This window comes from Jeotgalibacillus alimentarius (assembly GCF_000829445.1).
GTDB lineage: Bacteria > Bacillota > Bacilli > Bacillales > Jeotgalibacillaceae > Jeotgalibacillus > Jeotgalibacillus alimentarius.
Genome location: NZ_JXRQ01000017.1, coordinates 65,992 through 90,000 on the forward strand (window position 1 = coordinate 65,992; position 24,009 = coordinate 90,000).

The window sequence follows — 24,009 nt, forward strand, 5'->3', positions numbered from 1 at the left end:
TCTTTTTTTGTGTTATTGCTGTTTGTGATACTCGATCGCGGCTTTGCCGAGTGTTTTTGCAGCGATCAGCATTGCTTTTTCATTAAAATCGAATTTTGGATGATGGTGCGGGTAAGGTACATCGACTCCTTCAGGTTTAGCACCTGTGAAGAAGAATGTACCCGGACGGTGTTCAAGATAATAGGCAAAGTCTTCCCCGCCCATCTGCATCTCACTTTCTTCAGCAGTTACACCAGGGATACTGTTTGCAATCTCTACAATATAGTCTGTTTCTGTTTCGTGATTTACCACAGCCGGATAACCTCTGAAGTAGTTGTAATCATACGTACAATCTGTTGCGATCGCAGTTCCTTCTGTGATTCTGCCAATCTCTTTTTCAACAAGGTCACGTACTGCAGGCTCAAACGTTCTGGCTGTTCCAATCAGCTTTGCAGAATCAGCGATTACATTGAATGCATTTTCTGCTACAAATGAGCCGACTGAGACAACTGCAGATTCAACAGGGTTCACGCGTCTTGAAGCAATTTGCTGAAGGGATGTAACAAGCTGGGCACCTGCAACAACCGCATCTTTTGTTTTATGTGGCTGGGCACCATGTCCACCTGCACCCTGAATCTTAATTTCAAAACGGTCTGCAGCTGCCATGATCGGCCCGGTGCGGTATTCCACTTTACCCAGGTCAGCTGTGACCCAGAGGTGCGTGCCAAAGACAACATCAACGCCATCAAGACAGCCGTCTTTAATCATACTGATTGCCCCGCCCGGCGCATACTCCTCAGCATGCTGGTGGATCATTACATATGTGCCTTGCAATTCATCCCGTAACAGGTGAAGTGCTTTTGCAAGATGAAGTAATGCGGCAGTATGGCCATCGTGCCCGCAGGCATGCATTTTATCTGCGATTAGTGATTTGTATGGTACATCTTTTTCGTCCTGGATTGGAAGGGCATCAAAGTCTGCCCGCAGTGCAACTGTTTTACCGGGATGAGCCCCTTTGATGACAGCTGTTACACCGTTTCCGCCAACACCGGTTTTTACTTCAACACCAAGGTCTTTGTAAAAAGCCTCAATAAGTGCAGGCGTCTCTTTTTCTTCGAATGAAAGCTCAGGATGCTGGTGAAGGTGACGGCGAAGTGAAACCATATCGTCAAAATAAGAATCTAATAGCGAAAAAAGTTTTTCAGTCATATGTATGCTCCTTTCATAGTTAAAAGCATTTGCCAATGAGTCAGTATAGCACGGGAAACGAATTTTTTCACTCTTTTGACGATTTGATTCTTGCTATATAATGTAAGTAGGCAGGGAGGAGGGAATGAGCATGAAAAAATGGTTTTATCCACTGGCAGCTGTCACTTTTGCAGCGGCAGTTTTACTGGTGATTAACTTAGATAATGGTCTGGGTGATATCGATCAATTCGGCTCAGAATTTTTTAGTGGACTGGACTTCTTACTGTTTTTCAGCTTCTTGGGTGGAGAGTGGTTTTTAGCACTGATCAGTATTGGTGCAGTGCTTTACTTATGGTTCAGACGGAATCATTATCTTGGGATGATGATCGTTTTACTTGCTGTCGGGGGAGGCAATTATATAAACAGGTTAATTAAAAGCCTTACTGAGCGGCCGCGGCCGGATCAGCTTTTAGGAGAAAGCTACAGTTTTCCAAGCGGCCATGCCATGGTCAGTATGATCGCAGCCATTGTGATCATTTACCTCATTACTGAAAGGTCAGGAGATGCAGCCGGCCAGGCATTAATGTTTGCTGTCGGCATTTTAATCTCTATCCTTGCAGGTCTCAGCAGAATGCCTGAACAAGCACATTATTTCACAGATGTCATCGGAGGATGGCTGCTCGGCTATACCTACGCAATTGTCTGCCTGCTCGTCTACGAGTACCTCATGAAACGACGCGCCTCCGTCTGAAGACGGAGGCAGCGTCCTGCCCATGATGCTTATCAACAAACTGCAGACACCTTACAATGAAGAAAAGTGTCTGAAGAAAGGCAGGGGACCGAATGGATGGAACAAATAAAAAACAGTGGGGATGTGCGAGTTTTCTTCTTGTATTCGGCTTACTGCTGTTACTGATTAACCTGGGCATTCTGCAGTTCAACGGTGGGCTGGTTACAAGCCTGATCATTCCTGTGCTGATCCTGACGATAGGAATCGTTAATCTGATCAAGTTTATAACAAGACGGAAAGGCATATTCCCTGGATTGATCTTAACTGTATACGGCGGTCTGCTGACTGTATCCTATTTGTCAGAAGAAATGTCCTTTGGCTATAACGGGATCTGGAAGCTGTGGCCATTACTGCTGGTAGCATTTGCATTGTCAATGCTGTCGAAGAAGAGTTCAATTGAAGTGCGCTATGGAAATAACAGATTCGGTGGTGATCATGCTTCTTTTAAAACTGCAGCTGAATCTATTACAAGAACAAGTATGAAGCATGCAATGAGTATCGGTAATGAAGCGTTCACATCGGAGAACTGGGCACTTGAGAATATGAAGCTGAATAAATCAGTCGGCAATTATGTATTTGATTTGAAGAAAGCCTATATATCCGAGGGAGAGACGCTTTTGAATGTGACAGTCAGAATCGGCAATATTAAAATGCTTGTACCGGAAGAACTCAGCGTAGACATTACTTCTAAGGTTGCGGTTGGGGAAAATACTGTGTTTGAAAGACGTACAGAAGGAACAAATGAGCGTCCTCTGGCGTATCAGTCAGCTGATTTTAATGAGGCGCCAAAAAGAGTGAAGATCATTCTTGATGTGAATGTCGGATCTGTACGGATCGACAGGATCTGAGGAGGGCGTATGATTAAAGTAGCGAGTTTGAATCACTGGTTTATCCTTCAATATATCAGGTTTACGTTATATGGCGCCATTTTACTTTTCACTGTATTGCAGCTCTATATTTTTCTATCTGAAGAACCGGTTCTGGATACTGCTGCATCACTGGTCGTTGTTGCTGTCACAGCTATCATTTTTTTGATGATGTCACTCTATACCGGGATCCGGTCAGGTACGATCATGCGCCAGCGTCTTGATGAGATGAACGCCTTTGTGGCGAGGCTTTCATCAGGAAAAACTGGAGAGGTGCTTCATATCAAAGATGCGGATGATCTCTCAGTTCTCGAAAGATCATTAAATGAACTCTCCGTTAATATGAGTGAGCAGGCAAGGTCTCTTCAGCGGATTTCAAGTGAACGTTTAACACTTGAGAAGCAGGCTCAACAGGCTGCTGTCATCGAGGAGCGTCAGAGGCTGGCAAGGGATCTGCATGATTCAGTCAGTCAGCAGCTTTTTGCCATGACGATGATGTCTTCGGCTTCAGTGAGAATGCTCGACACAGATCACAGCCAGGCGAAGCAGCTGATTCACCAGGCAGCAGAGATCGCTGAAAAAGCGCAGGGAGAAATGAGAGCGCTCCTGCTGCATTTGAGACCGGTAGACCTTAAGGGTGAGTCACTCTCCACAGGGCTTGAAAAGCTTGCGAACGAACTTGAACAAAAAACGCCGATTACATTTTCAATGAACCTTCAGCATATGAATAAGATTCCGGAAAGTTCGGATGAACATTTATTCAGAGTCGTTCAGGAAGCTGTATCAAATATTCTCAGACATGCGAACGCTACAGTGATTACGATCAGATCTGAGCTGAAAGGGACGTTTTTTCAGCTTTTTATTGGAGATAATGGAACAGGGTTTGATGTCAATGAGAAGAAGTGGACCTCATACGGCCTGCAGACAATGAAAGAGCGCTGTGAAGAAATTGGTGGACAGTTTGAGCTGCGGTCAAAAGAGGGTGAAGGTACATATATTACAATCAGGATTGCTGTAACAGAAGGGGGAGAGTAAGTTGGAGAAAGTAAAAGTGATGATAGTGGATGATCATGAAATGGTCAGACTCGGTATAAAATCCTACCTGCTGACAGAGACGGATATTGAATTTCTTGGTGAGGCGACGAACGGAAAAGAAGCTGCCGTACTCGCTGGAAAGACGAATCCTGATGTCATTTTGATGGACCTGCTGATGGAGGGAGGAACAGGAATCGAAGCGACTGAAAAAATTCTCTCATTTCTTCCTGATACAAAAATCATTATTCTGACCAGTTATTATGATGATGAGCAGGTCTTTCCTGCGCTTGAAGCAGGCGCACACAGTTATATCTTAAAAACGTCTTCAGCCCCGCAGATCCTAGATGCTATATATAAGGCAGCGAGGGGAGAGTCTGTGATTGAGCCGCAGGTTGCAAATAAATTAATGACACGCTTCAGAAGTAAGGAGAGGGTTCTTCATGAGGATTTGACTGAGCGGGAAATGGACGTATTGAAATGTCTGGGCGACGGGTTGACGAATCAGGAAATTGCAGAGGAATTATACATAGGCATTAAAACGGTTAAGACGCATGTCAGTAATGTGTTAAGTAAGCTTGAACTCAGTGACAGAACGCAGGCTGCGATTTATGCGAACCGGAAAGGGTTGCTGAGGAATAAATAAAAAAATCGGTGGAAGCCCACCGATTTTTTTACTGTTCTGTCTGTCCGACGTATTTTGTAACGAATGATGCTCTTGGGAACATGGTTTTCTGATGGTCGATGCCTTCAGGTGTGCCGCGCTTTTCGTGTGCTTTATTATAGGACTGTGAGTTTTGCCAGTCTTTAAAGGAAGCTTCATCTTCCCACTGAGTCAGAACAACATAAATGTCTGAATCCAATGGTCTCAGGACGCGGATTGCAATAAATCCAGGCTCTTCTTCAATCAGTCCGGCACGGTTTTTGAAGCGGTGCTCAAATACCGGTCTGCCTTCATCAGAAACAGGGATATTATTGAATACGAAAAAGCCGTTTTCAGTCAGCTGTCCCGACTCACTAAAAGCCTCGTATTTTCTCGGTTCGTTAAAGAGCGTTTCACCCTCAGTTTCATGGACTAAAAGAGCTGTATCGTCTCCTAATAGCTGAATCAGGGTTTCATCAGGATTTTCCTCCTGGAATTTATGTAAAAATTCCGGTGTTCCAAACGTCATATAAATCTTTTTCATCATCATTCATCCTCCTTCATTTTTATCTTCCGTAAAAAAGGAAGCCACTGATTTATTTATACCCTTTTTTACTCACCTAAACCAAAGGAAATGCTTTTCTATCAATGTAAAAGAGGAGATTTTATGACATTTGACAGTGTCTTGTGTACACTGAAATAGAAAAGGTCTATAGTTAAAAACGGATATAATGACCGAAAAAAGAAGCAGTCTTTTAGAGAAGTTGCATTCAGTATATTTTGAAAGGTGGATCCTACTCATTATGAGTTCATTTAACGATACATTTTTACGCGCAGCAAGAGGGCAGGAAGTGTCACACACACCTGTCTGGTATATGAGGCAGGCGGGCCGTTCGCAGCCTGAGTACCGCGCTATAAAAGAAAAATACTCGCTATTCGAAATAACACATCAGCCTGAGCTGTGTGCGTATGTAACCAGGCTCCCGGTTGAGAATTATGGTGTAGATGCGGCAGTTTTATACAAAGATATTATGACACCGCTTCCTGCAATTGGTGTAGATGTGGAAATTAAATCAGGTATCGGTCCTGTGATTGATAATCCGATCCGCTCAGCAGCTGACATTGAAAAGCTTGGCATGATCGAGCCGGAAGAGGATGTTCCTTATGTGCTTGAGACCATAAAATTACTGACAACTGAACAGTTGAATGTGCCGCTGATCGGTTTTGGCGGTGCCCCGTTTACACTCGCAAGTTACATGATCGAAGGCGGACCTTCAAAAAATTATCATAAAACAAAAGCATTTATGTACCAGGAACCAGCAGCATGGCATGCATTAATGGACAAGCTTGCAGAGATGACCATCCGTTATACAACGGCTCAGGTTCATGCAGGCGCAGGTACCATTCAGCTGTTTGATTCGTGGGTAGGTACATTAAATGTACAGGATTTCCGCGTATTTATTAAGCCGCATATGGATAAGATCTTTGCTGCACTGAAAGAATTAAATATTCCTCTGATTATGCATGGGGTAGGTGCTGCACATCTTGCTAAAGACTGGAATGACCTTCCGCTTGATGTAGTCGGTCTTGACTGGAGACTGTCGATTGAAGAAGCACGTGAAAAAGGTGTAAACAAAACCGTTCAGGGGAACCTCGATCCTTCACTGCTGTTATGCGATTGGGATATTATCGAGAAAAATGTAAAGCCGATTCTTGATGCAGGAATGAAGCACCCGGGACATATTTTTAATCTTGGACACGGTGTATTTCCTGAAGTACAGCCAGAGACACTGAAAAAGCTGACAGCATTTGTACAGGAATATACTGCCCGTTAACACATTAATAAAGCAGAAAAATGGAAGCTTAGTAAACAGTTTGCTACAACAATAGAGAAGCAAAAATCTAGCTAATGAGGTGGAATTGAAATGTCAAAGAAAAAAATGGGTCTACTTGTCATGGCATATGGAACACCATATTCAGAAGATGATCTGGAACGTTACTATACACATATCCGTCGCGGCAGAAAACCTTCGGAAGAATTGCTTGAAGACTTGAGAGACCGTTATCGTGCAATCGGCGGGATTTCTCCGCTTGCACGAATCACAGAAGAGCAGGCAAATGCACTGACTGCAAGGCTGAATGAAGTGCAGGACGAGATTGAATTTGTCATGTATCTTGGTTTAAAACATATTGAACCGTTCGTTGAAGATGCAGTAGATGAAATGAAAAAAGACGGCATTGAAGAGGCAGTGTCGATTGTACTTGCGCCTCACTTCTCATCTTACAGTGTGAAATCATATAACAAACGTGCAAAAGACCGTGCAGATGAAATCGGCGGACCTTCAATCGTATCAATTGAAAGCTGGTATGATGAGCCGAAATTCATTCAGTACTGGTCTGAGAAAGTGCAGGCTACATTTAGCAGCATGACAGATGAGCAACGTAAAAAAGCGGTTCTGATCGTATCTGCTCACAGTCTGCCTGAAAAAATTCTTGCAGGTGGCGACCCTTATCCGGACCAGTTGAAAGAAACAGCTGATATGATCGCAGAGCAGGCAGGCGTTAAAAATTACGAAATCGGCTGGCAGAGTGAAGGGAATACGCCTGATCCATGGATCGGCCCTGATGTTCAGGATCTGACAAAAGATCTGCATGAACAGCACGGCTATACGGCATTTGTCTACACACCGGTTGGATTCGTATCTGATCATTTAGAAGTCCTTTATGACAATGATTATGAGTGCAAAGTTGTAACAGACGAAATCGGAGCAGATTACTTCCGTCCGGAAATGCCAAACACACAGCCATTATTCATCGATGCAATGACAGATAAAGTTTTGAAGACATTAGGATAATTAGTTTTTCTATCAATATAGCTTAAGAAAGTTAGCCTATGTTCTAGCACAGCTGATGATTGGAGCTGCAGGTGGCGACTCCAGCAGGATAAGCCGGACAGGCAAGACCATGCAGTGCGAAGCACGAGGAGGCTTGATTGAACCGGAGCCAAAACCGGCTCATGCGGAAAGCGTCCCCCTGCAGCGTAAATCATCAGCCAACTTACCGCATGATCTAACAGACAACAAGTGAAAATCCAGTTTACAGAAAGTGATGATTACTGTGACACAGTCAAAGCGCAAAATCGTGATCGTAGGCGGCGGGATAACAGGCCTGGCCGCTGCATATCGGGCACAGGAAAAAATAAATACTGAGCAGCTGGACGCAGAAATTACAATCGTAGAAGCGAATCACAGGCTTGGCGGGAAAATTCAAACTGTCGTACAGGACGGCTTTGTCATCGAACGGGGCCCTGACTCTTTTCTTGAACGCAAAAAAAGTATGGGCCGTCTGATCACAGACGTTGGAATGGAGGAGAAGCTTGTACCCAACGCTACAGGTCAGGCATTTATCCTTGTAAATGATAAACTGCATCCAATGCCTGGCGGCGCAATCATGGGGATCCCGACACAAATCAGACCGTTTATGCTAACAGATCTGATCTCACTCACTGGCAAGCTGAGAGCGGCAGGAGATTTCGTGCTGCCAAAATCTAACCGTCAGGATGATCAATCGCTGGGTACTTTCTTCAGAAGAAGACTTGGAAACGAAGTCGTTGAAAATCTGATTGAACCACTGTTATCAGGAATTTATGCAGGTGATATCGATCAGATCAGCCTTCAATCTACGTTTCCACAGTACGGTAAGCTTGAACAGGAACACCGCAGTCTGATTGCAGGAATGAAAAAAACATCTCCGGCAGCTAACAGAAAGCCTGGTGAAAAAAAGAAAAGTATGTTCTTAACGCTATCTACGGGACTGGAGTCACTCGTTGAAACACTGGAAACCAGGCTGTCTGATTGTGACATTTTAAAAGGTACCCGAGTAGAATCAATCAGCTGTGGTGACCGCTACCAGCTGTCATTAAACAGCGGAGCCGTCATCGAAGCAGACAGTGTGATTTTTACTGTGCCTCATTTTACAGCAGGATCTGTCTTTTCAGATTCCGGTCTGCTTGAACAGATTGAACATATTCCCGCAACTTCAGTTGCAACGGTTGCAATGGCATTTGATCAAGAAGAGGTAGAGAATATTCTTGATGGAACAGGCTTTGTGGTATCAAGAAACAGTGATTATACGATTACTGCGTGTACATGGACTGATAGAAAATGGCCTCATACAACGCCTGAAGGAAAAGTACTGCTCAGATGTTACGTGGGTAGAGCGGGCGATGAAACTGTCGTTGATCTTTCAGATGACCAGATCGAGAAAATTGTGCTCGATGATCTGAATAAAATCATTAAAGTGAAAAGTAAGCCTGACTTTACAATCGTCACACGCTGGAAGAAAGCAATGCCGCAGTATACAGTCGGCCACAGAGAAAGATTGGCTGCTGTCAGAACGGAGCTTGAAAAAAACTATCCGGGTGTTTATCTGGCCGGTGCTTCTTACGATGGGATCGGCCTGCCTGACTGTATTGATCAGGGAGAAGCCGCTGCATATAAAGCACTGAACTATATTACCCAATAAAAAAAGCGCCCATAGGCGCTTTTTTTATTGAGTTCCTGCACACTTGCTGCATACAGTTGTGTAAGCTTCAGCCTGTTCTTCCATTTGTTCTCCGCAGGATGCACATTTCTTAGGTGGCAGGTTTCTGAAAAATTCCATTACGTTTTCTAGCATGTTCATCAGCCTCTCTTTTATGTTTTGTTATAGTACTAATTAGTTGTTAAATGTATTGTATTATAACAGAGCGTGTAAAGTCAAGGAATATTCTGAAAAAAAGAAGATAAGTGTAAAGATTGATTTTTTCAAGTATAGTAAAAGGTATAGAATGCTTAATTCAGGAGGCTTTGTCATGCAAATCACAGTAGTCGGGTTTTGGGGCGGTTATCCGAATAAAGGAGAAGCCAGCACAGGTTACCTGATCGAAGAGGACAATTTTAAGCTGTTACTTGATTGCGGCAGTGGTGTACTAGCACAGCTTCAAAAATATATTGCGCCAGAAGAACTTGACGCCATGCTCATTACTCATTATCATGCTGACCATACTGCAGATATCGGTGTACTGCATCATGCACTGCTGATTCAGCATTTCCTGCAGAACAAAGATTTTCAAGTGACAGCCTATGGTCATCGTGAAGACCAGCAGGGGTTTGATACACTTCATTATAAAGACCTTGTGAAAAGTGAAGCTTATCACCCGGATCAGACTTTACAGGCAGGTCCGTTTTCAATCACGTTCTTAAAAACGGTGCACCCGGTGCCATGTTATGCTGTACGTATTGAAAGTAAATCAGGTTCAATGGTCTTTACTGCAGATTCGGCTTACCAGGATGAATTTATCCCGTTTGCTAAAAACGCTGATCTGCTCATTGCAGAATCCAACTTCTATAAGGGAATGGACGCATCATCTGCAGGTCATATGACAAGTACCGAAGCAGCAGAGATTGCTGAGAGAGCAGGTGTACGTACACTTGTTTTAAGTCATTTGCCGCATTTCGGCAAACTGGAACAGCTTCTTGAGGAAGCAAAAGAAGTATATCAGGGTGAAACATTACTTGCATCATCCGGACTGACTATTACATATCAGGGAGGAAAATCAGATGTTATTTATCGATAATAAAGGAATTACAGATCCAAAAATCAATCTTGCAATTGAAGAGTATGCACTAAAAAATCTTAATGTAGAAGAGGAGTCTTATCTTCTTTTTTATATCAATAACCCATCTATCATTATTGGTAAAAACCAGAATACGATAGAAGAAATCAATACTGATTATGTTGAAAAGAATAATATTCAGGTCGTACGCCGTCTCTCAGGTGGTGGCGCTGTCTATCATGATCTTGGAAACCTAAACTTCAGCTTTATTACAAAGGACGATGGGGAGAGCTTTCATAACTTCCAGAAGTTCACTGAGCCGGTTGTAGATGCTTTAAAACAAATTGGTGTTCCGGCAGAGTTGAAAGGCAGAAATGACCTTTTAGTCGGGGAAAGAAAAATTTCCGGAAACGCACAGTTTTCCACAAAAGGAAGAATGTTCAGCCACGGCACGTTGATGTTTGATTCTGAAATTGATAATGTGGTTTCTTCATTAAAAGTAAGAAAAGATAAGATTGAATCCAAAGGAATTAAGTCAATCAGAAGCCGCGTGGCAAATATTTCTGAGTTCCTTGAAGAGAAAGTAACGATTGAAGAATTCAAGCAGCTGATTCTGCGACACATTTTCGGAAGTGAAGAAGAAATTAAAGAGTATGTGCTGACTGAAGAAGATTGGAAGAAGATCCATGAGCTGTCTGAAGAACGTTACCAGCAATGGGAGTGGAATTTCGGTAAATCACCGAAATTTAACTTGCAGCATTCACACCGTTTTCCGGCAGGCAGCATAGATGTGCGTCTTGATGTTGAAAAAGGAAGCATTGAAAACTGCAAGATCTATGGTGACTTTTTCGGTGTAGGTGATGTCAGTGACGTTGAACAGAAGCTGATCGGTACACGCTATGAGCGTGCAGAGATTGAAAAAGCGATTGAAGATGTTGATCTGAAACACTACTTCGGTAATGTAGACCGTGAAGAGTTTATTGATTTGTTGTATTAAGGGTTCCTAAGACTGAGACGATTTGTCTCAGTCTTATATTTATATTCAAGCAAATGAAAGCGTTATCTTGATAACGATCCAACTCTCCGTTATAATTAGTGTGAATATTCGCTTCTTTATGAACATTAATGAATGACTGTTCATTCACAAAGAAGGCGGACATATAACCAAATACAAAGGGGATGGATTGGTTGAATTTATCAGATCGTTTGCAGGAAACTGCCGGACAGTACGCCGGTAAGACTGCCTATCATTTTATGGGTCAGTCAGCTACATATGCTGAACTGAATGGTGCCGTGAACAAAATGGCTAACTACTTTGACAGTATCGGGATTAAAAAAGGAGATCATGTTGGACTGCTGCTTGGCAACTCTCCGCATTTTGTGATTGCCATGTACGCTGCACTCAGAACGGGTGCAACAGTGATCCCGATCAATCCGATCTATACGCCGGATGAGATTGCCTACATTATTCGTGATGGCGATGTCAAGGCAATCGTAGCGCTTGATCTGTTACTACCTCTTATTGAAAAAGCGCATGCAGCATTACCTTCAGTTAACCATTATGTGGTATGTGAAACTGAAGAGGGCACTGCTGAAAAGCTCGCAGCACTTCCGGAAGAAGTAAAGGGGAAGGTGACAGCTTTTACTCAGGCCATTAGTGAGCAGCAGCCTGTGTATCAGGGGCCGGAACTTCATGAAGATGATACAGCTATTATCCTTTATACATCAGGAACGACAGGCAAGCCAAAGGGTGCGATGCTTAGCCACAAAAATGTATATTCAAATGCAAAGGATACAGCGGAGTATCTGAATATTACTGGTGAAGACCGTGTTGTTACAACACTGCCGATGTTCCATGTATTTGCATTAACCGTTGTACTTAATGCACCGCTGATTAACGGTGGGACGATGCTGATCGTACCTAGATTCAGTCCGAAAGATGTTTTTGACGTTGTTGAGAAATACAAAGCAACTGTATTTGCAGGGGTTCCGACAATGTATAATTTCCTGCTTCAATACCCTGAAGCAGACAGCTCAAGCTTTGAAAGTGTACGCCTCTGTATCTCAGGAGGGGCTTCTATGCCGGTTGCACTGCTTGAAAACTTTGAAAACAAATTCAATGTGAAAGTTTCGGAAGGATATGGTCTTTCAGAAGCATCACCTGTGACGTGCTTCAATCCATTAGACCGAGACCGGAAAGCCGGATCAATCGGAACGTCAATTACGAATGTAGAAAACAAAATCGTGAACGAGCTTGGCGATGAGCTTCCTGCTGGTGAAGTTGGGGAACTGATCGTGAGAGGTCCTAATGTGATGAAGGGTTATTATAAAATGCCTGAAGAAACGTCAGCAGCCATTCGTGATGGCTGGCTGTATACAGGTGACCTTGCTAAGCAGGACGAAGAAGGATACTTCTATATTGTAGACCGTAAGAAAGATATGGTCATCGTGGGGGGATATAATGTGTATCCACGTGAGGTGGAAGAAGTACTTTATACACATGAGTCTGTTGTTGAAGCAGCAGTAGTAGGCGTGCCGGATCCGAACTTCGGTGAAGCAGTTCATGCTTATGTCGTGCTGAAGGATGAATCTGTTTCAAAAGAAGATCTTCAGGCATTCTGTTCTGAGAAACTCGCAAAATATAAAGTGCCGACAGTTATCGAATTCATCGAAGAACTGCCAAAGAACACAACAGGTAAGATTCTGAGACGTGCACTGCGCGATCAGGTAAAACAGTCATAGTTTATATGAGTGAGAGGAGACAGGAGAGCCTGTCTCTTTTTTAATGGGAGGAAAACCTGCGCGTTAGAATAAATGGAAAGGTGATTGAATAAACTTGAATGGTGATTGAATAATCTAAAAGATGAATGAATTCCTGCACTGGAAAATAGCGCAGAATGAATAAATCCAAAAGGTGATAGAATTATCCGGATTGCTGAACGAAATACTCAAAAGGTGATGCAATAATGCCACTACGTCAGCCGCCCGACCATCCACGGCCCAATCACTGAAATAAAAAACACTCCATCCATCCGGACGGAGTGTTTCAGTATATAGCTTTACATATTCGGTTTCTTATACCCTGAAAAGAATCTCAATAGCAGATTAAACGGGAAGAAGATCGGGTAGCCTGCTACATCAGCTTTTCTTAAAAATTCAATAAATGAGAGCTTTACCTGGCGCTGCTGCTGTATTTTTTCTTTATTTCCACGGACAGTTACCCTGTAACCATCCTCAAGTCCTTCAAGCTTTGCTTCAAAAGGTCCTTTTGATCCTTTACGCTCGCGTTCCACTTTCGGTTCTTCTATCATCTCATTCACTCCTCATAATCAGTCTGAATTTTTTTAGATAAAGCTCTGATTCGCAGCAGTCCAAAAAGCGTAAGGAATCCCGCTCCTCCTGCGATGATCCACTCTTCAAGAAAGACAGCTCCGTGAAGGGCAGTTAAGGGAATCAATGTAAAATACACTGTCTCCCGGCGTCTTCCTGATAAATCATTCATCCGGCTTTCTTTTTTCCGGTATGATTCCATCGACCTTCTGTAACGCTTCGGCTCCTCAAGTGCATCGAGGATTTTAGAAGGTGCGGAAAGGTAAGGCTGAATTGTCCGCAGCACTGTCTGCCAGGTATTGCCTTCACCACCGCGGTCAGCTGCCCATCTGACAATTGTCGGACGGGCCATTTCAATAAAGTCCGCTTCAGGATAAATCGTATAAATGACGCCTGTAAAAGTTGACAGTGCACGGCCGAAAAATGCGAATTCAGTCGGAAGCTGAATCGGCTGTGTTCTGACAATGTCCTGGACATCTTCCAAAAGCTTCTCCATCATCAGACTCTCGCCATCCTGCCAGTCACCGCTTTTATAGACAGCGACAACTCTTTCAACAATTTCCTGCAGAAGATCACGATCTGCAGCAGGAAGCAGAAATTTCATATCTTCAAGTGCCCCTACGACTTCACTGTAACGCTCAAAGATAACACCTTCTACTGCCCGCTGAACAGCTTCAGCATCGTTTTTACTTATAACGCCTACCATACCGAAGTCGATCAGCACAATTGTACCATCGGATTTGATCAAGATATTGCCGCCATGGGGGTCTGCGTGGAACATTCCTTCATTTAAAAGCTGATCCACAAAAAGTAGCAGCAGTCTTTCTGCAAGATCTTCACGATTAAGACTGTGCTTATCAAGGAAGGAAAGGTCAGTGATTTTAGACCCTTCAATCCATTCCATCACAAGTACGCGGCGTGTTGTATATTCCTCATAATACCTCGGAACAATGACACCTTCTGTATCCTTAAAGCGTTCCCCGAATGCAACCCCGTTTTGAAGCTCTTTTTTAAAGTTAAGCTCATCACCGATGACAGAAACCATTTCATCATATAGCGCATCGAGGTCAGCCTGTTTGCCGAAATTCGTAAACTTCTTAGCAAGCCAGATCACAATTTTCAACGCTTTAAAGTCTGTCCTGATAATAAAGTCGATCCCTGGACGCTGGACCTTAATGGCAACTGAATCACCATTATGAAGCCAGGCATGATAGACGTCACCAATAGAAGCAGAGGCAACAGGCTTTTCTGATATTTTATGAACCATGCTGCCGTAATCTGTATTCCATTCACTTTCAATGACTTCTTTTGCTTTTTCCCAGGGAACCGGGGGTACTCTGTCCGTTAAGCCCTCAAGCTCTAAGATGAAGGATCGCGGCATAATATCGGCCCGGGTAGATAAAAATTGTCCAACTTTTATCATTAAACCCTCAAGTTTTAATGCAGTCTGTTTATATTCCCTGGCCTGTTTACCTGCAAGGTCAGACCATTTCTTTTCAACAGAAGGGTCCCACCTGCCACGGTATCTGCGGTTGAAAAAATAGACCTGTAGAAAAAACTTCACGGCCATCGTTACAATCTTATAAATGCGGTATGCAGCTATTTTTTTCATCACAAACACCTTCTTCCCTGCCTGCAATCAGCTAATTACAGTTTACCACGCGGAACGTTTCTTAAACGGATATGAATGTGCATGAAACGGCAGTGAATGCTACAATAAGTGAATGAAAGGGCTTACATATATTAAGGAGGAAACAGTCATGGAGACGATTCAATTAGAACAGAAAGAGGGACTTGCAATCATTACGCTCAACCGGCCGGAGTCAATGAATGCTTTCAATTATCAAATGTTATCAGAGCTTGGTCAGACTGCAGAAGCGCTGCGGATTAATCCGGATGTAAGAGTTGTGATTATACGGGGAGCGGGAGACAGGGCATTCAGTGTCGGTGCAGATCTGAAAGAAAGAAAAACCCTTACTGAACAGCAGGTGAAACGAAACATATATAAAATCGGGGAAGTGTTCAGTACCATTGAAGCACTTCCGCAGCCGGTTATTGCTGAGATCAACGGCCATGCCTTTGGAGGCGGAATGGAGCTTGCTTTAGCATGTGATTTCAGGCTGGCAGACAGGGAAGCTAAAATGGGGCTGACAGAAACAAGTCTGGCCATTATTCCAGGGGCAGGCGGCACACAGAGGCTTCCGAGAGTGATTGGTGAAGCGAAAGCGATGGAATTGATTCTAACAGCAAAGAGATTTACTGGAGAAGAGGCACTAAGTTATGGTCTGCTGACAAAAGCAGTCGAAAAAGAAGCGTTGCATGAAGAAGTACTTTTACTGGCAAAGGCGATGCTTGCTAACGGACCGATTGCACTGCAGCAGGCAAAGTATGCCATTAAGGCCGGGATGAATGCTGATCTTCAGACAGGATTGAAGATTGAAAGAAAAGCTTATGAAATCACGATCCCGACAGAAGACAGAGTAGAAGCACTGATTGCTTTTTCTGAAAAAAGGAAGCCGGAGTTTAAAGGGAAATAAATGTATGAATAGGAAAAGCTCATTGTCCCCGGGACAATGAGCTTTTCCTATGAAGCAGTCAGCCTTCAGTATAATGAATCACCATCTGGCAAACTGTGCGGATTTCACCTTTATTATGATAATCGTGAGGCTGATCGGCCTTGAATCGGATTGAATCACCGCTTTTTAGCGTATAATCAGTCCCTGAAACGGTGATCATGAGCTCTCCTTCAATGACTGTCATATACTCTTCAACACCGCTGCTGTGACTGTCACTGTTGTAAAGGCATCCAGGATCCAGCTCTATTCTGTAGCCCTCCCATTGCCTGACAGGGTCAAATGTAAAAATAGGATACACGCGATATTTGCCGTTATTTTCTTCAAGCATCTCGACCGTTTCAGCACGGATCACGGTAACATCACTGACTGGAGAGGCAAGCAGTGATGAGAATGAAATTTTTAACCCATTGGCAATTTTCCAGATCGTTCCGACCGATGGGTTTGCATCACCGCGTTCGATTTGACCGAGCATCGCTTTACTTACCCCTGTCAATTGTGCAAGCCTGTCGAGAGACAAGTCTCTGTTTTTTCTAAGCAGCTTCAGGTTACCGCCTAGCTGTTTTTTTATTTCATCCAAAAAGTTCACCTCTTCAGGTTGTTTATTATATTATACGAATGTACAATATAGTAAAACTATCTCGTTGCATCTATTGTAAATGATATATATAGAAAGAGGAAGGAGTTTATTTATGCAAATGGCTGCAGTCAGCGAACAGAAATCAGGTTTCAAAGCAGGAATTAAGGCAGGTATAAGCATTGCAGTCGGATATCTGCCCGTTGCACTTACATTTGGCCTGCTCGCTAAAACGACAGGGTTAACACTATTTGAATCAGTGCTGATGAGCCTGCTCGTTTTTGCAGGAGCGGCACAATACATCTCACTATCTCTTATTGCAGCGGGAGCCGGAGCTGCTGTTATCATTTTTAATACATTCATCGTCAATATCCGCCACTTTCTCATGTCTGCTTCTTTAAATGAAAAAATGGAACCTGAAACGCGGGCAAAAAAATCACTATATGCGTTTGGCCTGACAGATGAAACCTTTACTGTTATTGCTACGAGGGAAGGGAAGACGACGACAGGGTTTGCTCTTGGGGTCATGCTGATTGCTTATGGAAGCTGGGTGGTGAATACAGGTATCGGACATGTGATCGGTGCCAGTCTGCCTGAATTTCTGCAGCAGGCTATGTCAATTGCACTTTATGCCATGTTTGTCGGTCTTCTCGTTCCTTCACTCAAAAAAGAAATGAAAGTAGCTTATCTGGCGGGGCTTGCTGCTGTGTTAAACAGTATGTTTACTTTAACGGGCCTGCTTGATACAGGGTGGGCAATTGCCGCATCTACACTGATTTCAGCGATGGCAGTAGAAGTGTTAACAGGATTGAGGAAGGGGGCAGCGTTGAAATGAATATGGTGCTGATTATTATTGGTATGGCAATTGTGACTTATATTCCAAGGGTATTACCCCTGACTGTACTTGAAGGAAAGGAGCTTCCGCCATTTTTCCAGGGTGTTCTGAAAAATATTCCTTATGCAGTACTAGGCGCACTGATCTTCCCGGGAATATTGTTCATTCAGCCGGATGATATCTGGTTTGGAATTGCAGGCGCGGCGGCTGCTTTTATACTTGCTTTTCTCGGAGCGGACGTGATGATCGTGGTACTTGGAGCCATCGCATTCTTATCTGTCTACATGCTGATGGGCGGCTGACGGATTACTTTTTCTTAATTGAGGGAAAACAGGTATAACGCACACCTTAACGTTTCCGGAGGAGAAAGATATGTTCATAGAGAGAATGAAATATGCGGGCAGCCGTTTTTTTAAAGAAGGGTACTATGATCATGCAGCACAGACAGCCTATTATTTCATGCTGTCGCTGTTTCCATTTTTAATCATGGTCGTTTCAAGTACGAGTTTTTTACCTTTTACTTCATCTGATCTGATTACAGTGATCAGACCCTATGCACCACCTGAGACATACGGTTTGATTGAAACCAATCTGACCGCTATTCTTGATTCCGGACAGGGAACAGTGATTTCAATCAGTTTTCTGTCTACGATCTGGCTTGCTTCTATGGCGATACAGTCGCTGGTGCGTTCACTGACAGACATTTATAAAATTAATAGACGCGAGAGTTATATTAAAGGGCTGTTCAACGACTTTTTTCTGACAATCGGATTTGCATTGATTCTGCCGCTGACCATATTGATTCCACTGCTTGAAAATATTGTTCAGCGTATTGCAGAAGAAACTTTTCTATTTGAAGCAAACTGGCTTGTGATCTGGACACCGCTTCGCTGGGGGATCAGTACAGTCATTTTATTTGTGTTCTTCTGGGTACTGTACAGACATTTGCCAAAGCATGGCTTAAGCTGGAAGGATGTACTTCCGGGTGCTATATTTGCGGTAATTGCATGGCAGTTGATTTCTGAAGGCTTTTCATTATTTGTCGGCTACGGTAATTACAGCCAGCTGTACGGTCAGCTCGCTTCTGTTGTTGTCATGATGATCTGGTTTTACCTGACAGCTGCAGTGCTGCTGTTTGGCGCATTATTGAACGTATTTGAAAATGAAGGGAAAGAAAGGGGAAGTGAATAATGCCTGCTGTTGTCTTATTTGATGGAGACTGTAATGTATGTGACTGGAGCGTTCAATTTATCATGAAACATGACCGCGCCGGTTACTTTCACTTTGCTTCACTACAGGGGGAAATCGGACAAAAAATGAGGAAGACATTCGATGTGCCGCCGATGGTTGATTCAGTTTTGCTGATTGAGGATGACAAGCTCCATATGAAATCCGATGCTGCACTCAGAATCTGTCGCTCGCTTGATGGTCCGGTAAAATTGCTTTCACTGCTGCTGATTGTGCCGCGCCCGGTCCGTAACCTTGCATATGACGCTTTTGCAAGAAACAGATTTCACTGGTTTGGAAAAAAGCAGGCGTGTAAGCTGCCGACGCCTGAAGAAAGACGCAGACTGCTTGATTAGTCTGCGTCTTTTTTATAGGAGCCGTCAAGAATTTTATAATCTTTGGATTTTTTGTAAGGGACCTTATGGATCTTACAGTACTGTTCCAGCTGCCAGAATAGATACTCAGGGTGAAAATTAAAAAGCCTGACAGGAAGCCCATTGGTTGTTTTGATCAGCACAAGCTTTGCAGCCCAGTTTGCACGTTTGAATTTTACTTCTTTAATGTCAGATGGGGAGATGTCCCTGCTGTAAATAAGCCATTTCATAAAGAATGTATTGAAAGTCAGTTTCCCTTCATTGATAGAAAACGTGAAATGGATGAATAATGTGAGGAGATTAAATAAAATAAGAGCGATGAACATGGAGCGGAAACCGGGAGATTCCCATGAGAAAATCAGGCTTGGTGTAATTAATGCTGTAATTAAAACAATTGGAATAGGCGATGTTTTAGTTTTATATAAAAATTGGTGAGTATTGATTGCTTCCGGTTCAATGGGTTGCATAACATCCTCCCTGAATCAAAGATACTTCCATTTTAACACAAATGGAAACTGATGGAATGAAAAAAGAAGGCATCTCAGCCTTCTTTTTTATCATTCTGTATAGGTGTGTAATTTTTTGTGCGGAACTGATCTTTTAGTAACTGGATGCTTAGGATCAGACAAAGCATACCTGTCAGCCAAATGAGTCCTGCAACGCCAAGCAGAAAATGAATCTGGTCAGATACACTTTCAACAGTTGGATCGTTAAAACCGCCTCCAAGACCCATCCAGAATATAATATAAGCAATGACCGTCAGGCCAAGGTGGGCAGCCAGCCATAGAAATGCAGTTTTCATACGCGGAGCACGTCGGATTGAATAAAGTATAAATATAATTGCGGCAAGCGCGGCTGCAACAAATCCCCATTCAATGATCAGTAAAAATGTACTGTTTAATTCTTCAGTCAGCATGAGCGGGCTCCTTATCATGAATTATTAGATAGTTCTATTATTCATGATTACAGTTGGAAATGCCACTGTGGAGAGGTTACGATTTTATGAAATGATGAAAAGTTGAACCCCCTGCATATTTGTTGCCTGTCTGCAGGGGGCTCAAGTACTACACACCGTGTGTGTCCTCTAATGTATTTAATTCTGCTGAATACTTCATAAAAGCGTCTTGATCTTTGCTGTCTAACGCTTCATTAATTGCTGTTACGAGCTGTTCTTTGCGATGACGGACTAGGATTTCATTCAGGACCATATCCACATAAATCTCCATCATCGTCATTTCACTGGATTGTTTCTGAGGGACGGTTGACTCATTCATGAATTCTGCGAACGATTTGTTGTTTTCCATCTTCATCACCTCTGCTACTTTTTTTCATTATAGAGAATATCCGTGAGAATATCAACAGAAAGTTTTAAATTTTTAGACAATATTACTTTTGACACCGGAGAGCTGCTGTAGCAGCATTGGTATAAGAACATATTTGAAAAAAATTATGTATACAACTGGATAATAATTAGGATATGATTGTCCCATATTCAGAAAAAGGAGTGATAAAATGGAATTTATTACAGCGATGTCAACTTACACAATTAATACGAATACGATGCTTTTAGAGCCATTGTTAGAAGGAGGCCGGTTAAGGGGAACCATTATTTATGAGAAAGACAGGAGACCATTTCAAATTGAATCAAAGCCAATGGAAATCATGGAGCATTCCTGCTTATACTACTTTTCATCCTACGAAGGACGCAAAACCTCATCGAGATTCCTCACCAGCTTCAGTCACAAGCCTCCGATCGTAATTGATCCTATATCAAATATTTATTTCTTCTCCACCCATTCGGACTCTAACAAACGGAACTACTGGATTGCACTGCACCATGTGGTCAGCATGGAAAAAAATGACGACCTCAGTAATGAGACAACGATTACGCTCTCAGGCGATCTGACACTTACACTGCCAATCTCGAGAAGAGCAACACACCTGCAGTATCTGAAAGCTTCAGTGTTATCTCTGAAACTGCATCAGAATATTAACGGTATACGTGAAAAATCCGAGGACACCTATAAAACGAAACTGCAGCATAAACGCTTTGGGTTTGCAGAGTATCTCGAAAGAATTGAAAATGCAGACCCTCAGGACCGTATCAAGCCCGATGACGGCGGGGACATTGACTTTAACCGTCCAATCAGATAATACCTTAAAAGGTTCTCGACGTGATTTCTGAGCCGCGGATTGAAATAGTTGTGCTGCTCCTCGTAGCCTTTATAGACAAACAGATATAGTGTAAAAGCTTCATCAGATTTCAGTTTGATGACCTTCATGCCGTGATCTTTCATATACTTCTTCACAACAGCGAGTTCCCGCTGCACGGCAATCATGGTTTCTTCTATCAGTTCAATATAAGGTCTGGGGAGTTTTACACCACTCTTTTCAATCACAATCTGATCGCGTTCAAGAACCTTCAGTACCATTGGCAGATAAAAAGCATTCTCAAGCCGGTCCCGATCCTCAGGCGGAATCTTTGTCATTGAAATCTCCTCCTCTAAAACGAACGTGTGTTCTATATTATTGTACACAGATTTTAAAAAGTTACAACTGAAATATATTTGCATTATTCACAAATTAATCTGATAATAGAACAAGCGGTTTATCTCGATAACCGAAATATTTGGTACACCGGAGGAGATTTCATGACACAAAAGCGCCATATTACAGCGGAAGACCTGTATAAAATCGAATCACTGACCGATCCGCGCTGGTCACCGGACGGAGAGAACGTTATATTCGTCAAAACACATATTAGTGAAGAACATACATATGCATCAAACCTGTTTTTATACAATCAGGAAAGTGAAGAATTACAGCAGTGGACATATGGAGATCACAGAGTATCTTCCCCAAGATGGTCACCGGACGGCAAAAAGGTTGCGTTCGTATCCAACCGCTCAGGAAAAAACCAGGTATACGTACTGCCGGTAAAAGGCGGGGAGGCGAAGCAGGTAACAGAGACAGAAAATGGGGCAGGTAACCCGGTCTGGTCACCGTGCAGCGGCAAGCTTGCTTTTCATGTATCTCTTGAGCCGACAGACTCTCTTACAGAAAAGAATGAAGATAAGAAAGAAGAAAAGGAAAAGCTGAAGCCATTTGTGACAGATTCAATGAAATACAAAGCAGATGGAGCAGGTCTGCTTGACGATAAAAAACAGCAGATTGCCATCATTGATCTAAAAACGGAGGAGCTGAATCAGCTGACAAAAGGTGAGGACAGCTACTCATTACTTGCGTGGTCACCTGATGGCAGCCAGCTTGCCTTTACAACAGACGCAGATGCAGAGGATAAGGACTTTTCATTTAATAATGAACTGTATCTCTACAACCTTGCAGACGGGAGCAGAGAGCATATTCAGACTGCTGAAGGATACGTCGGATTTGCTGCATGGTCACCTGAAGGCGATCAGCTTGCTTTTACAGCTTCAGGCAGAACATATGAAAATGCGACACACAGTGAACTCTGGATCAGGAATCAGACATCGGGTGTTGCAGAATGCCTGACTGAAGGCATTGATGCACCGGTCGGGGATTATGCCATTGGTGATATTCAACAGGGCGCTGGTGTTCAGGGAGCTGTATGGGCTGATAATCAGAGCCTTTACTTCGTCATCACTGATCAGGGGAATGTCAACCTGTATTATGCTTCAACTGAAGGTGAAGTGTACCCGGCATATGAAGGAAACCATCATGTGTATGGCTTTGATGTCCACGGGGATTCACAAAAAATTGCAGCTGCAATCAGTACAACTGAGAATCCGGGAGATCTGCATCTGATTCATGTAACAACAGGTAAAGCAGAGCAGGTAACAAACGTGAACAGCGGCCTGCTTGAAGAAGTTGAAATTGTTGCACCGGAGTCTGTATCGTATGAAAGTACAGATGGTTATACTGTCCACGGCTGGTTTATGAAGCCTGCCGGATATACTGAAGGTGAAAAAGCACCAATGATCTTAAATATCCACGGTGGACCTCACGCTATGTATGCCAATACTTTCTTCCATGAAATGCAGCTGTTGGCATCTCAGGGCAATGCAGTTTTATATACTAACCCGCGCGGCAGCCACGGCTACGGCCAGGAGTTCGTAAATGCTGTAAGAGGAGATTATGGTGGCGGAGATTACCGCGACCTGATGGCAGCAGTAGATGGGGCGCTTGAGCAGTTTGACTTCATCGACCGCGACCGCCTTGGTGTGACTGGCGGAAGCTACGGCGGCTTCATGACCAATTGGATCACAGGCCATACTGACCGCTTTAAAGCAGCCGTCACGCAGCGCTGCATCAGTAACTGGATCAGCTTCTACGGTGTCAGTGATATTGGTTACTACTTCAGTGAATGGCAGATCCAGGCGGACCTTGGTGATATTGATACACTATGGAAGCATTCACCGCTCGCTTATGCTGATCAGATTAAAACGCCACTGTTAATCCTGCACAGCGAAAATGATTACCGCTGTCCGATCGAACAGGCGGAACAGCTTTATATTGCCCTTAAGCGAAAAGAGAAAAAGACACGCCTTGTCAGATTCCCGGAATCCGACCACAACCTGTCAAGAACCGGAAAACCTGAACTCAGACTCGAAAGACTGAACCACCTGACAGGATGGATGAATGAATATATCTAAGTGAAGAACAATTGATACTATATCGTAGTATAGTCATATATTTTTATGAGATTTATGATTGGAATCTTAGCGCAGCGTAGCGCACGATTAAAAACTGGAACACCTCTGAAGGGCCTTAAAACTCGTATATTTTCAAAAGAATTCTATATAAAAGGAAGATGGCGCTCTTAATCTCAAGCGCCATCTTCCTTTTAATTGTAAAATTTTTATTGAAAAACTAGGTTCATTGTAGCGGAAGGCGTGGACTCCGGGACGATTAGCGGCCGCCGTCCGGAAAGCCTACGCCTGGAGCGTAAATGAACCGGCCCCTTTTTAGAGGCTTTTTCAGTGGCATCCACATCTGTTTCGTTTTTTATTTTCTATCG

The 24,009-nt window shown here is 43.2% G+C and carries 27 protein-coding genes; 17 read left to right on the forward strand and 10 right to left on the reverse strand.

Features of this window, described 5'->3' with window-relative positions:
* Positions 1 to 12 precede the first annotated feature (12 nt).
* Entirely contained in the window at positions 13 to 1,188 is a 1,176-nt protein-coding gene (locus tag KP77_RS07560; protein ID WP_041122120.1) for an amidohydrolase, read from the reverse strand.
* Between the two features lie 130 nt (positions 1,189 to 1,318).
* Here KP77_RS07560 and KP77_RS07565 point away from each other — a divergent pair, with 130 nt between their 5' ends.
* The 4 genes from KP77_RS07565 to KP77_RS07580 all read left to right on the forward strand — a co-directional run bounded on the left by KP77_RS07565 (position 1,319) and on the right by KP77_RS07580 (position 4,501).
* A complete protein-coding gene (locus tag KP77_RS07565; RefSeq protein WP_041122121.1) occupies positions 1,319 to 1,918 on the forward strand; it encodes a phosphatase PAP2 family protein in 600 nt (199 codons plus the stop codon).
* Positions 1,919 to 2,010: 92 nt separating this feature from the next.
* Positions 2,011 to 2,805 carry a cell wall-active antibiotics response protein LiaF gene (liaF, locus tag KP77_RS07570; protein ID WP_041122122.1) on the forward strand — a complete coding sequence of 265 codons (795 nt, stop codon included), beginning with the start codon at positions 2,011 to 2,013 and terminating at the stop codon, positions 2,803 to 2,805.
* Between the two features lie 9 nt (positions 2,806 to 2,814).
* Positions 2,815 to 3,858: a sensor histidine kinase gene (locus KP77_RS07575; RefSeq protein ID WP_041122123.1), complete on the forward strand. Its 1,044-nt coding sequence runs from the start codon at positions 2,815 to 2,817 to the stop codon at positions 3,856 to 3,858.
* A gap of 1 nt (position 3,859) precedes the next feature.
* Entirely contained in the window at positions 3,860 to 4,501 is a 642-nt protein-coding gene (locus KP77_RS07580) for a response regulator (RefSeq protein WP_327063109.1), read from the forward strand.
* A gap of 28 nt (positions 4,502 to 4,529) precedes the next feature.
* Here the strand turns inward: KP77_RS07580 and KP77_RS07585 are convergent, their stop codons facing one another.
* Positions 4,530 to 5,048, reverse strand: coding sequence for an antibiotic biosynthesis monooxygenase family protein (locus KP77_RS07585; protein WP_327063110.1), 519 nt, complete (start codon positions 5,046 to 5,048; stop codon positions 4,530 to 4,532).
* 253 nt (positions 5,049 to 5,301) lie between these two features.
* Between KP77_RS07585 and hemE the strand changes: the two genes are divergently transcribed.
* The 3 genes from hemE (at position 5,302) to hemY (ending at position 9,022) form a co-directional block, all read left to right on the forward strand.
* Entirely contained in the window at positions 5,302 to 6,333 is a 1,032-nt protein-coding gene (gene hemE / locus KP77_RS07590; protein WP_041122124.1) for a uroporphyrinogen decarboxylase, read from the forward strand.
* A gap of 90 nt (positions 6,334 to 6,423) precedes the next feature.
* Positions 6,424 to 7,353 carry a ferrochelatase gene (gene hemH, locus KP77_RS07595; RefSeq protein ID WP_041122125.1) on the forward strand — a complete coding sequence of 310 codons (930 nt, stop codon included), beginning with the start codon at positions 6,424 to 6,426 and terminating at the stop codon, positions 7,351 to 7,353.
* 262 nt (positions 7,354 to 7,615) lie between these two features.
* The gene (hemY, locus tag KP77_RS07600; RefSeq protein WP_152614696.1) at positions 7,616 to 9,022 is read left to right on the forward strand and encodes a protoporphyrinogen oxidase; all 1,407 of its coding nucleotides are present in this window, start codon (positions 7,616 to 7,618) and stop codon (positions 9,020 to 9,022) included.
* Between the two features lie 24 nt (positions 9,023 to 9,046).
* On the opposite strand, the gene yhfH is transcribed toward hemY, so the two are convergent.
* Positions 9,047 to 9,175 (reverse strand): protein YhfH, encoded by a 129-nt coding sequence (gene yhfH, locus KP77_RS17825; RefSeq protein ID WP_084218653.1) that lies wholly within the window; start codon positions 9,173 to 9,175, stop codon positions 9,047 to 9,049.
* Between the two features lie 175 nt (positions 9,176 to 9,350).
* Between yhfH and KP77_RS07605 the strand changes: the two genes are divergently transcribed.
* The 3 genes from KP77_RS07605 to KP77_RS07615 all read left to right on the forward strand — a co-directional run bounded on the left by KP77_RS07605 (position 9,351) and on the right by KP77_RS07615 (position 12,836).
* Complete coding sequence (locus tag KP77_RS07605) at positions 9,351 to 10,115, forward strand: MBL fold metallo-hydrolase (RefSeq protein WP_041122127.1); 765 nt, start codon at positions 9,351 to 9,353, stop codon at positions 10,113 to 10,115.
* Entirely contained in the window at positions 10,099 to 11,091 is a 993-nt protein-coding gene (locus tag KP77_RS07610) for a lipoate--protein ligase (RefSeq protein ID WP_041122128.1), read from the forward strand. Before KP77_RS07605 ends, KP77_RS07610 begins: the two co-directional genes overlap by 17 nt.
* Positions 11,092 to 11,282: 191 nt before the next feature.
* On the forward strand, positions 11,283 to 12,836 hold the full coding sequence (locus tag KP77_RS07615) for a fatty acid--CoA ligase family protein (protein WP_041122129.1): 1,554 nt from the start codon (positions 11,283 to 11,285) through the stop codon (positions 12,834 to 12,836).
* Between the two features lie 317 nt (positions 12,837 to 13,153).
* On the opposite strand, the gene KP77_RS07620 is transcribed toward KP77_RS07615, so the two are convergent.
* Positions 13,154 to 13,405 (reverse strand): hypothetical protein, encoded by a 252-nt coding sequence (locus KP77_RS07620; RefSeq protein WP_041122130.1) that lies wholly within the window; start codon positions 13,403 to 13,405, stop codon positions 13,154 to 13,156.
* A gap of 5 nt (positions 13,406 to 13,410) precedes the next feature.
* Entirely contained in the window at positions 13,411 to 15,036 is a 1,626-nt protein-coding gene (locus KP77_RS07625; RefSeq protein WP_052474030.1) for an ABC1 kinase family protein, read from the reverse strand.
* A gap of 148 nt (positions 15,037 to 15,184) precedes the next feature.
* Between KP77_RS07625 and KP77_RS07630 the strand changes: the two genes are divergently transcribed.
* Positions 15,185 to 15,961, forward strand: coding sequence for an enoyl-CoA hydratase-related protein (locus KP77_RS07630; protein ID WP_041122131.1), 777 nt, complete (start codon positions 15,185 to 15,187; stop codon positions 15,959 to 15,961).
* A gap of 58 nt (positions 15,962 to 16,019) precedes the next feature.
* Here KP77_RS07630 and KP77_RS07635 read toward each other — a convergent pair whose 3' ends face one another.
* A complete protein-coding gene (locus tag KP77_RS07635) occupies positions 16,020 to 16,586 on the reverse strand; it encodes a helix-turn-helix domain-containing protein (RefSeq protein WP_407637918.1) in 567 nt (188 codons plus the stop codon).
* Positions 16,587 to 16,689: 103 nt separating this feature from the next.
* Here KP77_RS07635 and KP77_RS07640 point away from each other — a divergent pair, with 103 nt between their 5' ends.
* From KP77_RS07640 to KP77_RS07655, 4 genes are all read left to right on the forward strand, one after another.
* Positions 16,690 to 17,409: an AzlC family ABC transporter permease gene (locus tag KP77_RS07640; RefSeq protein ID WP_041122133.1), complete on the forward strand. Its 720-nt coding sequence runs from the start codon at positions 16,690 to 16,692 to the stop codon at positions 17,407 to 17,409.
* Positions 17,406 to 17,711, forward strand: a complete 306-nt coding sequence (locus tag KP77_RS07645; RefSeq protein ID WP_041122134.1) for an AzlD domain-containing protein — start codon at positions 17,406 to 17,408, stop codon at positions 17,709 to 17,711. The genes KP77_RS07640 and KP77_RS07645 overlap by 4 nt, the downstream gene beginning before the upstream one ends.
* Positions 17,712 to 17,781: 70 nt before the next feature.
* Complete coding sequence (locus KP77_RS07650; protein ID WP_052474031.1) at positions 17,782 to 18,600, forward strand: YihY/virulence factor BrkB family protein; 819 nt, start codon at positions 17,782 to 17,784, stop codon at positions 18,598 to 18,600.
* Positions 18,600 to 18,992 (forward strand): thiol-disulfide oxidoreductase DCC family protein, encoded by a 393-nt coding sequence (locus KP77_RS07655; RefSeq protein WP_041122135.1) that lies wholly within the window; start codon positions 18,600 to 18,602, stop codon positions 18,990 to 18,992. The genes KP77_RS07650 and KP77_RS07655 overlap by 1 nt, the downstream gene beginning before the upstream one ends.
* Here KP77_RS07655 and KP77_RS07660 read toward each other — a convergent pair.
* The 3 genes from KP77_RS07660 to KP77_RS07670 all read right to left on the reverse strand — a co-directional run bounded on the left by KP77_RS07660 (position 18,989) and on the right by KP77_RS07670 (position 20,314).
* Positions 18,989 to 19,477, reverse strand: a complete 489-nt coding sequence (locus KP77_RS07660; RefSeq protein ID WP_041122136.1) for a hypothetical protein — start codon at positions 19,475 to 19,477, stop codon at positions 18,989 to 18,991. The genes KP77_RS07655 and KP77_RS07660 overlap by 4 nt on opposite strands.
* 74 nt (positions 19,478 to 19,551) lie before the next feature.
* Positions 19,552 to 19,926 (reverse strand): DUF998 domain-containing protein, encoded by a 375-nt coding sequence (locus KP77_RS07665; protein ID WP_041122137.1) that lies wholly within the window; start codon positions 19,924 to 19,926, stop codon positions 19,552 to 19,554.
* Between the two features lie 148 nt (positions 19,927 to 20,074).
* Positions 20,075 to 20,314: an IDEAL domain-containing protein gene (locus KP77_RS07670; protein ID WP_041122138.1), complete on the reverse strand. Its 240-nt coding sequence runs from the start codon at positions 20,312 to 20,314 to the stop codon at positions 20,075 to 20,077.
* Positions 20,315 to 20,522: 208 nt separating this feature from the next.
* Here KP77_RS07670 and KP77_RS07675 point away from each other — a divergent pair, with 208 nt between their 5' ends.
* Complete coding sequence (locus KP77_RS07675) at positions 20,523 to 21,164, forward strand: competence protein ComK (protein ID WP_041122139.1); 642 nt, start codon at positions 20,523 to 20,525, stop codon at positions 21,162 to 21,164.
* Here KP77_RS07675 and KP77_RS07680 read toward each other — a convergent pair.
* Entirely contained in the window at positions 21,104 to 21,499 is a 396-nt protein-coding gene (locus KP77_RS07680; RefSeq protein WP_041122140.1) for a hypothetical protein, read from the reverse strand. The genes KP77_RS07675 and KP77_RS07680 overlap by 61 nt on opposite strands.
* Positions 21,500 to 21,661: 162 nt before the next feature.
* Between KP77_RS07680 and KP77_RS07685 the strand changes: the two genes are divergently transcribed.
* Positions 21,662 to 23,644: a S9 family peptidase gene (locus KP77_RS07685; protein ID WP_041122141.1), complete on the forward strand. Its 1,983-nt coding sequence runs from the start codon at positions 21,662 to 21,664 to the stop codon at positions 23,642 to 23,644.
* Positions 23,645 to 24,009 lie beyond the last annotated feature (365 nt).